General features: G+C 64.9%; 16 protein-coding genes and 2 pseudogenes. 14 read left to right on the plus strand and 4 right to left on the minus strand.

Annotated elements, in window-relative coordinates; translation table 11 throughout:
- Positions 1-120: 120 nt before the first annotated feature.
- A complete protein-coding gene (locus ACGKZZ_RS16765; RefSeq protein ID WP_411224669.1) occupies positions 121-339 on the minus strand; it encodes a hypothetical protein in 219 nt (72 codons plus the stop codon).
- 5 nt (positions 340-344) lie between these two features.
- Entirely contained in the window at positions 345-614 is a 270-nt protein-coding gene (locus ACGKZZ_RS16770; RefSeq protein ID WP_411224670.1) for a hypothetical protein, read from the minus strand.
- A 111-nt stretch (positions 615-725) separates the two neighbouring features.
- On the opposite strand from ACGKZZ_RS16770, the gene ACGKZZ_RS16775 reads away from it, so the two are divergent.
- The 9 genes and pseudogenes from ACGKZZ_RS16775 (at position 726) to ACGKZZ_RS16815 (ending at position 9,123) form a co-directional block, all read left to right on the plus strand.
- Positions 726-1,286 (plus strand): hypothetical protein, encoded by a 561-nt coding sequence (locus tag ACGKZZ_RS16775; RefSeq protein WP_411224671.1) that lies wholly within the window; start codon positions 726-728, stop codon positions 1,284-1,286.
- Positions 1,234-3,238, plus strand: a pseudogene (locus ACGKZZ_RS16780) (phage terminase large subunit family protein). The gene ACGKZZ_RS16775 and the pseudogene ACGKZZ_RS16780 overlap by 53 nt, the downstream one beginning before the upstream one ends.
- Positions 3,238-3,447, plus strand: coding sequence for a phage head-tail joining protein (locus tag ACGKZZ_RS16785; RefSeq protein WP_411224672.1), 210 nt, complete (start codon positions 3,238-3,240; stop codon positions 3,445-3,447). Before ACGKZZ_RS16780 ends, ACGKZZ_RS16785 begins: the two are co-directional and overlap by 1 nt.
- Positions 3,447-5,018, plus strand: coding sequence for a phage portal protein (locus ACGKZZ_RS16790; protein ID WP_411224673.1), 1,572 nt, complete (start codon positions 3,447-3,449; stop codon positions 5,016-5,018). Before ACGKZZ_RS16785 ends, ACGKZZ_RS16790 begins: the two co-directional genes overlap by 1 nt.
- Positions 5,019-5,023: 5 nt before the next feature.
- On the plus strand, positions 5,024-7,087 hold the full coding sequence (locus tag ACGKZZ_RS16795) for a prohead protease/major capsid protein fusion protein (RefSeq protein ID WP_411224674.1): 2,064 nt from the start codon (positions 5,024-5,026) through the stop codon (positions 7,085-7,087).
- Positions 7,088-7,162: 75 nt separating this feature from the next.
- Entirely contained in the window at positions 7,163-7,855 is a 693-nt protein-coding gene (locus ACGKZZ_RS16800; protein ID WP_411224675.1) for an HNH endonuclease, read from the plus strand.
- Positions 7,848-8,186 carry a DUF2190 family protein gene (locus ACGKZZ_RS16805; protein WP_411224676.1) on the plus strand — a complete coding sequence of 113 codons (339 nt, stop codon included), beginning with the start codon at positions 7,848-7,850 and terminating at the stop codon, positions 8,184-8,186. Before ACGKZZ_RS16800 ends, ACGKZZ_RS16805 begins: the two co-directional genes overlap by 8 nt.
- Positions 8,186-8,497 (plus strand): hypothetical protein, encoded by a 312-nt coding sequence (locus ACGKZZ_RS16810; RefSeq protein WP_411224677.1) that lies wholly within the window; start codon positions 8,186-8,188, stop codon positions 8,495-8,497. Before ACGKZZ_RS16805 ends, ACGKZZ_RS16810 begins: the two co-directional genes overlap by 1 nt.
- Positions 8,494-9,123, plus strand: a complete 630-nt coding sequence (locus ACGKZZ_RS16815; protein WP_411224678.1) for a DUF6441 family protein — start codon at positions 8,494-8,496, stop codon at positions 9,121-9,123. The genes ACGKZZ_RS16810 and ACGKZZ_RS16815 overlap by 4 nt, the downstream gene beginning before the upstream one ends.
- Positions 9,124-9,137: 14 nt before the next feature.
- Here ACGKZZ_RS16815 and ACGKZZ_RS16820 read toward each other — a convergent pair whose 3' ends face one another.
- The gene (locus ACGKZZ_RS16820; protein ID WP_411224679.1) at positions 9,138-9,683 is read right to left on the minus strand and encodes a GNAT family N-acetyltransferase; all 546 of its coding nucleotides are present in this window, start codon (positions 9,681-9,683) and stop codon (positions 9,138-9,140) included.
- Complete coding sequence (locus ACGKZZ_RS16825) at positions 9,673-10,098, minus strand: DUF1778 domain-containing protein (RefSeq protein WP_411224680.1); 426 nt, start codon at positions 10,096-10,098, stop codon at positions 9,673-9,675. Before ACGKZZ_RS16825 ends, ACGKZZ_RS16820 begins: the two co-directional genes overlap by 11 nt.
- A gap of 44 nt (positions 10,099-10,142) precedes the next feature.
- On the opposite strand from ACGKZZ_RS16825, the gene ACGKZZ_RS16830 reads away from it, so the two are divergent.
- The 5 genes and pseudogenes from ACGKZZ_RS16830 to ACGKZZ_RS16850 all read left to right on the plus strand — a co-directional run.
- Positions 10,143-10,562, plus strand: a complete 420-nt coding sequence (locus ACGKZZ_RS16830) for an acyl-CoA transferase (RefSeq protein WP_411224681.1) — start codon at positions 10,143-10,145, stop codon at positions 10,560-10,562.
- A gap of 24 nt (positions 10,563-10,586) precedes the next feature.
- Complete coding sequence (locus ACGKZZ_RS16835) at positions 10,587-11,528, plus strand: phage tail tube protein (RefSeq protein ID WP_411224682.1); 942 nt, start codon at positions 10,587-10,589, stop codon at positions 11,526-11,528.
- The gene (locus ACGKZZ_RS16840; RefSeq protein WP_411224683.1) at positions 11,528-11,965 is read left to right on the plus strand and encodes a hypothetical protein; all 438 of its coding nucleotides are present in this window, start codon (positions 11,528-11,530) and stop codon (positions 11,963-11,965) included. The genes ACGKZZ_RS16835 and ACGKZZ_RS16840 overlap by 1 nt, the downstream gene beginning before the upstream one ends.
- 62 nt (positions 11,966-12,027) lie before the next feature.
- Entirely contained in the window at positions 12,028-12,195 is a 168-nt protein-coding gene (locus ACGKZZ_RS16845) for a hypothetical protein (RefSeq protein WP_338152821.1), read from the plus strand.
- Positions 12,188-12,487 (plus strand): annotated as a pseudogene (locus tag ACGKZZ_RS16850) (phage tail tape measure protein); the annotation flags it as partial. The gene ACGKZZ_RS16845 and the pseudogene ACGKZZ_RS16850, both read left to right, overlap by 8 nt.
- Positions 12,488-12,575: the final 88 nt, after the last annotated feature.

A 12,575-nucleotide genomic window follows, 5' to 3' on the forward strand; every position in this document is an offset into this window, starting at 1 on the left:
TCTGGGTGTCGGAAAGCTTGGTCATGGGGTCGTCTCCGTGTTCGGACCGCGACCGTCGCGGTCTTCTACGACCCCAAGCCGCGCAGGGCGCGCGGCCGGAGTTCGGGCGTCGGCCCAAGGTCAGATCAGTCCGAGGTCCCTTAGGAGCGCTGCGGCGTCCGTAAGACGGTCGGTGGCGACGTCGATGGCGATCGTCATGCTGTCGGCGGTGAGGCGCGCCGAAACGTTGGCTTCCTCTCTGAGCGATGCTTCGATCTCGTCGAGGACGGCCGGGATGCGGCTCGTATCCCAAGGCTCGTTCAGGCCACGAATGGCGATGCGGATGGTGCTGGTTTCCATGGGGCTCACTCCGCGTGCTCGCCTTCGCTGAAGGCGCTGTCGGTGATGCGCTTCAGGAGGCTGGCGTAATGCTCAAGGGTGCCGACATGGCCCCATTTGATCTCGTCGGGATGGGCGTTGAAGTGGTCGTCGCTGAGGCTTGCCAAGCGGGCGAGCATCTCGTCGATTTCGGCTTTCTTGCCGATGAAGGCGTTCAATGCCGCCTCCTTGTTCCGCGCAGCCTTTTCGGCGCGCAGCTGGTGGCGGGGCGTGGTCTGGGGGTTCAGGCGTGTCATCGTGGCGGCTCCGTGGTGAGTTGCATCGTTTTCGTGGAACCACGTTCGCTCTGGTGCGGAGGCTTATCAACTACATAAGCACATGATTTTGAATGATAATCGGAGCGCGCAATGGAGGGTCTGAGCGAGCGCCAATATGCCGCCCGCGTCGGCCTTTCACGTGGGGCGATCCAGAAGGCCAAAGCGACAGGGCGGCTGGTTCTGTACGGCGATGGCAGCATCGACGCGGTGGCCAGCGATGCCTTGCGCGCTGAAGCGACCGATCCGTCCAAAACCCGAAAAGCGCCGCAGCCAAAACTCAAACCCGTCCCGGAGGCGGCAGTCTCGGCCGTGGGCGAAACCCTGCGCGAACAAGGACTGGCGACACCGCCGGTCGGTAGCGGCACGACGTTCCTGCAGGCCAAGACAGCCAATGAAGTGCTCAAGGCGCAGGAGCGTCGTCTTCGGCTGCAAAAGCTGAAGGGCGAATTGATTGATCGCGCCCGCGCTCTTTCGTTGGTCTTCCGGCTGGCGCGGCAGGAGCGCGATGTCTGGGTCAACTGGCCCGCTCGTGCGGCCGCGTTGATGGCGGCCGATCTGGGCGTCGAGCCCGCCGCGATGCAGAAGGTTCTGGAGAAACATGTCCGTGCCCAGCTCGACGATCTTGCCGAGGTCAACCCCGATCTCCGGTGACACGAACGATGTGCTGGATTTCGACGGCGCTGCGGAAATCCTGCGCGCCTGGGGTGCTGGCCTTACGCCGGATGCGGACCTGACCGTTTCCGAATGGGCGGACCGGCACCGGATGCTTTCGGGGCGCGCTTCGGCAGAACCCGGGCGGTATCGCACAGCACGCACGCCCTTACATGGGCGAAATCATGGACCGGCTGTCGCCCGGCGATCCAACCCAGCGGATCGTCTTCATGAAGGCGGCGCAGGTCGGCGCGACCGAGGCAGGCAACAACTGGATCGGGTTTGCGATCCACCAGGCGCCGGGGCCGATGCTGGCGGTCCAGCCGACCGTGGAACTGGCGAAACGCAACTCGCGCCAGCGTATCGATCCGTTGATTGATGAGAGCCCGGAACTGCGCGAACGGGTCAAACCGGCCCGGTCGCGCGATGCGGGCAACACCATGCTGTCGAAGGAATTCGCGGGCGGCATCCTGATCATGACGGGCGCGAACTCGGCGGTCGGGCTGCGCTCGACCCCGGCGCGCTACATCTTTTTGGACGAGGTCGATGCCTATCCCGCTTCGGCTGACGACGAAGGCGATCCGGTCACGCTGGCCGAGGCACGGTCCCTGACCTTCGCCCATCGGCGTAAGGTGTTTCTGGTCTCGACACCGACGATCCGGGGGCTGAGCCGGATCGAGCGCGAATTCGAGGCGAGTGACCAGCGCCGGTTCTTCGTGCCGTGCCCGAACTGTGGCCATGCGCAATGGCTGAAGTTCGAGCGGCTGCGCTGGCAGAAGGGTCGTCCGGAAACGGCGGAGTATCACTGCGAGGGCTGTGAGACACCCATCGCCGAACACAACAAGACAGCGATGCTGGAGGCCGGTGAATGGCGAGCCACCGCCACGGCGGCCGACCCCAATACCGTCGGTTATCACCTCTCGGCGCTGTATTCGCCGATCGGCTGGCTGAGCTGGGAGCGGATTGTCCGGGCATGGGACGCGGCGCAGGGGTCGGACGAGGCGGTCAAGGCGCTCCGCAACACCATCCTCGGCGAGACATGGGTCGAAACCGGGGAGGCCCCCGACTGGCAGCGGCTCTACGACCGCCGCGAGCGCTGGAAACCGGGCATGGTGCCTGCGGGCGGGCTGTTTCTGACCGCCGGGGCAGACGTGCAGAAGGACCGCATCGAGGTTGATGTCTGGGCCTGGGGCCGCGGCCTCGAAAGCTGGCTCGTCGATCACATCGTGATCGAGGGTGGACCGGACCGGCATGAGGCATGGGGCGACCTGACTGCGCTGTTGAACCGGACGTGGCCGCACGAGCGTGGCGCGCATCTGAAGATCGCGCGGCTTGCCATCGACACCGGCTATGAGGCTCCGGCAGTCTATGGCTGGTCGCGGGCGCAAGGGTTCGCGCAGGTCGCGCCGGTAAAAGGCGTCGAAGGGTTCAATCGGGCAAGCCCGGTGTCCGGTCCTACTTACGTGGACGCCACCGAGGGCGGCAAGCGGTTGCGCCGGGGCGCACGCCTCTGGACCGTGGCGGTGTCGACCTTCAAGGCCGAAACCTATCGGTTTCTGCGGCTGGAACGGCCGACGGATGAGGAACGTGCCGACGGCGCGGCATTCTCGCCCGGCACGGTCCACTTGCCGCACTGGGTCGAGAACGAATGGCTGAAGCAGTTCGTGGCCGAACAGCTGGTGACGGTGCGCACCAAACGCGGCTTTGCCCGGCTGGAATGGCAGAAGCTGCGCGAGCGCAACGAGGTGCTGGATTGTCGGGTTTATGCCCGGGCCGCCGCCTGGATCGTGGGCGCAGACCGCTGGACAGACGAGAAATGGCGTGACCTTGAGGATCAACTCGGGGTGGCCGAAGTCTCCGCAGATCCCGCGGGGCAGATCAACAGGCAAGCGCAGGCAACGCAGGGGAAACGGCGATCCGACTGGCTCGGACGGCGCGGAGGATGGTTTTGATGACTGATTGGACGGAAACCGAGTTGTCCGCGCTGCGCCGGGCCTATGCCAGCGGGACGACCCGGGTCAGCTATGACGGTAAATCCGTCGACTACGGCTCGGCAGAGGATCTGCTGGCGCGCATCCGCACCATCGAGCGCGCTATCTCCGGGACGACAAGACCACTGCCGATCGCCGGTCTCGCGAGCTTCTCGCGCGGGGACCGCTGATGTCTGCAAACTGGTTTGACCACGCCATAGCCTCGGTGGCACCCCGCGCTGCGGCACGGCGCGTACTCGCTCGCCAGGCGTTCGAAACCCTAACGCGGGGCTATGATGGCGCGGCCAAAGGGCGGCGGACCGAAGGCTGGCGCGCGCCGGGCACCTCGGCCGACACCGAGGTTGGCGTGGCCGGGGCGCTCTTGCGGGACCGGATGCGCGATCTGGTCCGCAACAACCCGCACGCGGCCAAGGCCGTGGCGGTGCTTGTGAACAACATTGTTGGTGCGGGCATCATGCCGCGCGCCGCCAGTGGCAACGACACGCTGGACCGCAAGGTCGATGCCTTGTTCGCACGGTGGTCGGACGCCGCCGACGCCGATGGCCAGCTCGACTTCTACGGGCTCCAGACCCTGATCTGCCGCGAAATGGTCGAGGCGGGAGAGGTCCTGGTGCGCCGACGTCTGCGGCGCGCGAGCGACGGTCTGCCGGTGCCGTTGCAGCTGCAGGTGCTGGAAGCTGACTTTCTCGACGCCACGAAATCCGGCGAGCTCGGTGCAGGTCGGTTGGTTCAAGGGATTGAGTTCAACCCGGTCGGCAAACGCCGCGCATATTGGCTGCACGCCGAACATCCGGGCGACGCCTATGGCGCACTGCAAAACGGCTTTCAAAGTCGTCCGGTCCCGGCGACCGAGATCGCCCATGTCTACGAAAAGCAGCGCACGCAGGCGCGCGGCGTCCCCTGGGGTGCGCCGGTGATCCGCAGTTTGCGCGATCTTGACGACTATGAGGTCGCCGAACTGGTCCGCAAGAAGACCGAGGCCTGCGTCACCGCCATCGTCTTTGGCGACGACGAGGCGCAGCAGGGCATCGCGCCCTCCGTGGTCGACGCCGACGGCAACCGGGTCGAACAGTTTGAGCCCGGGCTGATCGCCTATGCGCGCGGCGGCAAGGACATCCGATTCAACCAGCCCTCCGCCACCGGTGGCTATGGCGAATACAAGCGCGCCAGCCTGCACACGATCTCGGCTGGCTTCCGGGTACCCTACGAGCTGCTGACCGGCGATCTGTCCCAGGTGAACTATTCCTCGATCCGGGCCGGGCTCGTCGAGTTCCGCCGCCAGATCGACGCCGTGCAATGGCAGCTTTTCATCCCGATGTTCTGCGCGCCCGTGTGGCGCTGGTTCACCGAGGCTGCATGGGCGGCGGGGCAGATCCCAACGCCGGAGGTGCCGGTCGAATGGTCGCCGCCGAAGTTCGAGGCGGTCGATCCGCAGAAGGACGCGATGGCGAACCTGCTGTCGATCCGCTCAGGCACCATGACGCTGGCCGAGGTGATCGCGCGGCAGGGCCGCAATCCAGACGCGGTGCTGGCGGAGATCGCTGCCACCAACGCCAAGCTCGATGATCTTGGGCTGGTGCTCGACAGTGACCCACGCCGCGTCACCAAGACCGGCAGCACGCAAACCAGCGATCTGGGCAACGATCCCGCCGACGACGTCACGGCCAATGACCCGGCGAGCGATCTGGCCGACGACTCCGATACCGACCCGGCGCGGCCCGACACTGACCAACAGGACTGACCAATATGGACACGATGATCGAACTACCGGCCTTGCGCCGGGTGGCGGAGCTTGCGCCAAACTCGGCCGATACCGACGCCCGCACCGTCGAGGTGATCTGGTCGGCAGGCGCGCGGGTCCGCCGGTCGACCCTGTTCGGCGAACCCTATGACGAAGAGCTCAGCCTCGACCCGACCCATGTGCGGCTGGATCGGCTGAATGCGGGCGCGCCATTTCTGAAGGTACACGAGATCGACACGCTGGATGCCGTGATCGGCTCAGTGGTCCCGGGCTCGGCCCGGATCGAAAACGGTCGCGGCATTGCACAGGTCCGGATCAGCGAGCGCGCTGATGTCGAGCCGATCTGGCGCGATATTCAGGCGGGCCACATCCGCGCGGTTTCCATAGGCTACCAGGTCCACCGCTTCGAGGTCTCGAAACCCGAAGCAGCCCGCGAACTTTGGCGCGCGGTGGACTGGACGCCCTTCGAGGTGTCCGCCGTGCCTGTTGGCGCGGACCCCGCCGCGGGTTTTCGCGCCCAATCCCCCCTTCACGACTGCGTCCTCCATCGCCGGGACGTCCCACCCACCAACACAGGAGCCATCCCGATGACGGACACATCCAACACCCCGGCGAGCGACGCCGAAATCCACGCCAAACAGCCTACCGAGCCGGTCAAAACCGAGGACACCACCGTGACAGAACCGAAGCCACCTGTGGCTGAGCCGAAGGATGCTGCCACCCAGACCCGCGCGCAGCCGAAGCCGCAAACGCCCGACGCCCCCGCCGCACCCGATACCGAAGCTGTCGCAACCCGCGCCCGCGAAACCGAGCGCGACCGCGTCTCCACGATCTACGATCTGGCCGGGCGGCTGAACCTCGAGCGCAGCTTTGCCGAGGATCTGGTCAAACGCGGGACGGATATCGGCGAGGCCCGCCGTCTGATCCTCGATCAGGTCGCCGCCAAATCCGAGGAAACCCGCACCTTCAGCCAGGTGTCGATCCCATTGGGTGGCCGTGACGAGCAGATCACCCGCCGCGACGCCGTCGCGAACGCACTTCTGCACCGTTACAGCCCGACGCTGTTCACTCTGGAAGATGCCGCCCGCCAGTATCGTGGCATGACGCTCATGGAACTGGCCCGTGAAAGCCTCGGAAATGCTGGGGTGAACACGCGCGGCCTTTCGCGCGACGAGGTGGCAACGCGCGCGCTACATTCGACGTCGGACTTCCCCGAGATCCTCTCGGCGGTTACCAACAAGACCCTCCGGCAGGCCTACGATGCCTATCCCCGGACCTTCATGTTGTTCTGCCGCCAGGTGCTGGCCACCGACTTCAAGGCGATGCACCGGGTCCAGCTCGGCGAGGCACCGCAGCTGCTGGAAGTAGGCGAGAGCGGCGAGTTCAAGCGTGGCACGCTCGGAGAGAGCAAGGAGAGCTACAAGGTCAAGACCTATGGCCGGGTGGTCGCCATCACGCGCCAGACGCTGATCAACGACGATCTCGACGCCTTCACCCGGATCCCGGCGATGTACGGCAACTCCATCGCCCAGCTGGAGTCGGACGTGGTCTGGGGCATCATCACCGCCAACCCGGCGATGGCCGATGGCAACGCCCTGTTCCACACAAGCCACAAGAACCTTGCGGGGACCGGTGCTTCGCTGGCGGTGGATGCCGTGGGCGCGGCGCGGGCGGCAATGGCGAAACAGACGGGTCTCGACAAGAAAACGGTGCTGAACGTGCGGCCCGCCTTTCTGATCGTGCCCGCTTCTCTGGAACTGAAGGCCGAGCAGATGGTGGCCCAGAACCTCGTGCCTGCCGCAACCTCCAACGTCGTACCGCAATCGATCAGGACCCTCGCGCCTATCAGCGAGCCCCGGCTGGATGCGGTCAGCGAGACCGCCTGGTATTTGGCGGCCAGCCCGAACCAGATCGACACGATCGAGTACGCCTATCTCGAGGGTCAGCAGGGCGCGTACATCGAGACCCGTAACGGCTTCGACGTCGACGGCGTCGAGATCAAGTGCCGTCTCGACTTCGGCGCCAAGGCCATCGACTGGCGCGGTCTCTACAAGAACCCGGGCGCGTAGACTGGGCCATCTCTGACATCTCAACTCTGACGGGCGGTCCAATCGGGCCGCCCGTTCCTGTTTGCGGGGATTGAAATGCTTCCAGGAAATTCGGTGCCGATCTGCGGCTTTCCGGGCTACCATGTCACGCCTGCAGGTCAGGTCTGGAGCACGAAGGGCAAAGACGGTTCTGTCGGCAAGAGTCCGGCAAGGGTTCTGAAGGGGTCGCTGTCGGATGGATATCCGCGCGTCACCCTGTGCACCGCCGGAAAACGAAAACGTCTGTTCGTGCATCGTCTTGTTGCCGAGACCTTCCTCGGCCCGTGCCCCGATGGGCTGGAGGTCGCCCATTTGAACGGCAACCGGCGTGACAGCCGACTGACCAATCTATGCTACGTGACCCGTAGCGAAAACCACCTGCACAAGATCGGCCACGGCACGATGCCGATGGGAAACAGCCATCCCAATCGCTCGATCTCTGAAAAGACAGCCCGACAGATCGGAGAGAGGCTCAGCGAAGTCGGCTCCTGCAAGCGGGTTGCCGAGGAATTCGGAACCAGGCCTGGCGTTGTCTCCCACATCGCCATGGGTCGGACCTGGCGGCATGTCTTTCTAAAAGACTGGAACCCCCCGGCGCGACGACGGCTGTCCACGCAACAGCGTGCGGAAATCCTGAACCTCGCGGCCGACGGCAAACGGCAGGTGGACATCGCCGAACGGTTCGGCGTCACCCAATCGGCAATCAGCCATCTTCTGAAACAAACAACACGGAGCTCAACCCATGGCTAAGAACTTCATTCAACCGGGTGGCACGATCACCCTGACCGCGCCCTATGCCGTGACATCCGGCGACGGCGTGCTCGTCGGCTCCATTTTCGGCGTGGCCGCCAGGGATGCCGCCAATGCCGAAACGGTCGAGGCCGCGCTCGTTGGTATCTTCAATCTGAAGAAGGTCGCAAGTCAGGCCTGGTCCGCCGGTGACAAGGTCTATTGGGACAACAACAACAAGGAAGTCACCAAGACCGCCACGGCGAACACGCTGATCGGCGTGGCCGTTGACGCTGTTGCAGGCGGCGCGGGCGACCTGATCGGCCGGGTGCGCTTGAACGGCAGTTTCTGATGACGGCGTTTGCCGCCGTCGTGGATGCGCTGTTCGCGGATCCCAACATCGGGCGCGAGGCCGTATACACCTCCGATGGCGGCGCGCCCGTGTCGGTGCGCGTCGTCTCCCGGCGGGCGGATGCGATCACCGATTTTGGCGACGCGCGGCTCTGGTCGGAAACGACCCGGATCGATTTACGCGTCGCAGAGGTTCCGATCCCGCGCCCGGGCGACCGCTTTGAAATCGACGGCGATGCCTTCCTCATTCAGGGCGAGCCTGTTCGCGACCGGGAACGTCTGGTCTGGACCGTGGATCTGCGCCCAGCATGAAGCTGAAGCTCGACATCACGCCCGATCTCGTCGCCGCCATGGCCGCAGAGGTAAAGGCAGGTGAGAAGGCTGTCACTGCCGCCATGCGCGAGGCTGGGACCGGGTTGAAGTCTTCGTGGCGCACGCAGATTACTGGCGCAGGGCTCGGGCGGCGGCTCGCCAACTCGATCCGCAACCAGACCTTTCCGCGCGCAGGCGAGAGCCTGGAGGCCGCAGCACTGGTCTGGTCCAATGCCCCGGTCATTATCGGCGCCCACGACACTGGCCCTCTGATCCGATCGAAGGATGGGTTCTACCTCGCGATCCCGACCGAAGCTGCGGGCCGAGGCCTGCGTGGTCGCCGGATCACCCCGGGCGAATGGGAGCGGCGGCGCGGTTTGCGCCTGCGCTTCGTCTATCGCCGCAATGGACCGAGCCTGCTGGTGGCGGAAAGCCGATTGAACAAAAGGGGTCAGGCTGTGGCGTCACGTTCAAAGACCGGACGCGGCAAGGTCACCGCGCCGATCTTCCTGCTGGTCCCGCAGGTGAAGCTGCCGAAGAGGCTGGATCTAGCGCGAGATGCTGACCGGGCGCTGGATAGCGTCCCGGGGCTGATCGTCGCGAACTGGGTGGAGGTGCGGATTTGATGCGAGGTGGCTTTTCAGCTCAGCGTCGCGCGCACGTTCGCCATCGGAATGAAGACGCGCTCGGGGTTTTCAGGGTCGCCGAGCGGCTGGAAGCCGAGGTCTTCGTAGAAGCTCCAGCGGCGCTCAAAATGATCGTCCTTGAGCACATCGAGAACAACGGCAGCCGCGCCCATCTGTTCGGCGATCCCGAGGCAGCGCCGCATGGCATCCACGACGAGTGCGGTTCCAAGCCCTTTGCCCTGCATGTCATCGCGCACGGCAACAGCGCGGATGTAGATGACCGGGATGTCGGGTACACCGGCGCGCTGCCATTTCCCGGGGCCGAGATTCGCTCGGACGGCCATCGCGCCGAGAGTGTAAAAGCCCAGCACGGCAGGATCGTCGCCAGCTGTGGCGATCCACGCAGCGACCATCCCGGTCTTGATTTGATCCGAAAGTGAGGATTTCAGGAAGTTGTCGATAGGGCCAAAGCCACAAGAGAAAGCGCTGCGGTCATGCAGCGCCTTGTCGAATTTCGCGATTGTGAGGGCGGGCGCGTCCGCCGCGGTGTCAGTCGGCATCCTTCAGGAGGCCCTTTGAAGCTTCCGCGGCAAGTGCAAGACCGGGCACAACCTTTCCCGGTGCATCTACCGCAGCCTTGAAAGCTTCAAACGCGTCGATGGGTAGAATGGAAAGACACATGCGCTGTTCCACTTCATGCGCACGCGCGAGCGCCGCCTGACGAATGAAGTCGGCTTCCTGCAGGCCAGTGGCAGCAGCTGCAGCCTTGATGCGCTCTTCATCCGCGCGGTGCATGCGCACCTCTTTGCGCGCCTCCATCTTGCCCGGTTTAGGTGCGGTGGGTTCGATCGCAAACATAATCAGTCTCCTTCGCCAGATTATGTACGGCATAACGCCGTACATGTCAATGATCAGCATGGGGGCGATCAGCATCGGCCGCACGGGAAAGATCATGTTCACCAGGACGATCAACACGACGATGATCGCCTCAAGTATCCCAAGAACACCCGAATAGCATAATGCCCACGCCCCGAGAAACCATCCTCACCGCGCTGCACGCGCGGCTCTCGGCGTTGCCTGCCACCGCACTGCGGGGTGAGGTACTGCCTGAACGCATCCCGACCGATGGCCTCCTGATCCTGCGCGACGGTGAGCCGGGGGAGCCCGAGGTGACACTGTCGCCACTGCGCTACCACTACGAGCACCGCGCCGAGATCGAGGCGGTCGTTCAGGGTGCCGACCGTGACGCCGTCTTCGACACGCTCTGCGCCACCATCGGCACGGCGCTCGCCGCCGACCGGACTCTGGGCGAGCTCTGCGATTGGGTCGAAGCCGAAGCGCCGCGGCCCGTCGATCTGCCCGTCGAGGGTGCGGCCAGCCTGAAGGCGGCCGTGATCCCGGTGCTGCTGCATTATTCAACGGCCGATCCGCTGGCCTGATCCCGACAATCCAAGGAGAACACAATGGCACGAGCCCAAGGGGCGCGGGCGCAGATGGCGCTTGCGTTCGAGACGACCTATGGAACACCGCCTGTGGGCGGGTTCACCAAGATGCCCTTTGCCAGCACCTCGCTGGGATCGGAGCAGCCGCTGCTGAACAGCGAACTGCTGGGCTACGGTCGGGATCCGCTGGCGCCGATCAAGGACGCGGTGACGGCGGATGGTGATGTCGTGGTGCCAATCGACGCCGAGGTCTTCGGCTTCTGGCTCAAGGCGGCCTTCGGCGACCCCGTGACCACGGGCACTGCGGCACCCTATACCCATGCGTTTCAGTCCGGGTCTTGGACACTGCCCAGCATGTCCATCGAGACCGCCATGCCCGAGGTGCCGCGCTATGCGATGTATTCCGGCTGCGTGCTGGATCAGCTGACCTGGCAGGTGCAACGCTCGGGGCTCCTGACCGCCACCGCCCGGTTGGTGGCGCAGGGCGAGACGGTGGGCACGACGAGCAGCGCGGGCACGCCAGCGGATCTCACATTGCAGCGGTTCGGCCATTTCAACAGCGCGATCAGCCGGAATGGCTCTGCGCTGGGCAATGTGGTCTCGGCAGAAATCACCTATGCCAACAACCTTGACCGGATCGAGACCATCCGCTCGGACGGAAAGATCGACGGCGCGGACCCGTCCATTGCCGCGCTGACCGGCCGGATCGAAGTGCGCTTTGCTGATCAAACGCTGGTGACGCAGGCGATCAACGGCGAGGCTTGCGAGATCAGTTTCGCCTACGTCCTGCCCTCCGGCGAGAGTTTTACCTTCACCGTGCATGCCGTCTACCTGCCATGCCCCCGGATCGAGATTTCCGGGCCGCAGGGCGTGCAGGCGACCTTCGACTGGCAGGCCGCCAAAGCCACCAGTCCCGCCCGCATGTGCACCGCAACCCTGATCAACGACATCGAGGTATATTAATGCTCAGACTGAACCTGACCGCCGCCCCTGAATGGCTGGAGCTGGCCCCCGGCCTGCGCTTGCAGGTCGCCCCGCTGACCACCGCGCTGATGGTGTCCGCCCGCGCCGATCCCGTCATCGAGGCGATGCCCGAGGAGGCCAGCCAGGAGGACCTAGCGCTGGCCATGGCCAAATCCGTCGCCCGCCGCGCGGTGCTTGCTTGGGAGGGGGTGGGCGATGACGCGGGCGAGGCTGTGCCTGTCACGCCTGAAAACATCGACGCCTTGCTGGAGGTCTGGCCGATCTTTGAGGCCTTCCAAACCCAATATGTCGCGCGGGGTCTGCTGCTGGAACAGGAAAAAAACGTCTCCGCGCCCGCGCCGAATGGTCCTTCGGCGGGGGCGAAAGCTATTGCGCGGCCTGTAAAACGACGTGCGAAACCTGCCCCGCACGACTGAACCAGCCCCTGACCTTTGAGGGCTGGCAAGTCTGGGACCTGGTCGGCCGCCTTGGTGGGCAGTTGCGCGTCGTCCCCGGCGCGGTGCTGGGCTGGGATATGGGCGCAGCCATGGCTTTGGCCCGCGCGTTGGGCATCGACACTCTGATCGCCGCCGAACTGCTGCCCGAGATCGAGGCGGTGATGGTGCGTAAGCTCAACGAACAGATGGAAGGACGCCGTGATGGCTGAAAAACGGGTCTCCGTCCGCCTTGTGGCGACGGGTGGACGCCAAGTGCGCGCCGAGCTGGAAGGTGTCGGAGAAGCCGGAGCGCGCGGGTTTGGCCGTCTGTCGCGCGAGATGGATCTGGCCAATGCCCGCGTGGCGGCCTTTGCCCGTCGCGCCACGCTGGCGGCCGCTGCAGCCACGGCGGCCCTGGCCGCTGCCGGGGCTGCGATGATCCGCTCCGGGTTGCAGAATGTCGATGCGCAGGCGAAGCTCGCGCAATCGCTCGGGACGACCGTTGCCTCGATCCAGACACTAGCAACTGTATCTTCAACTTGCTGGAACGGCCCATTTCTGGCTTGATTTACAGAGGGCGTTGACGATTGTAATGAGCTTTCGAGCGACA

Source organism: Marivita sp. S2033 (assembly GCF_046592965.1).
Taxonomy (GTDB): Bacteria; Pseudomonadota; Alphaproteobacteria; order Rhodobacterales; family Rhodobacteraceae; genus Marivita.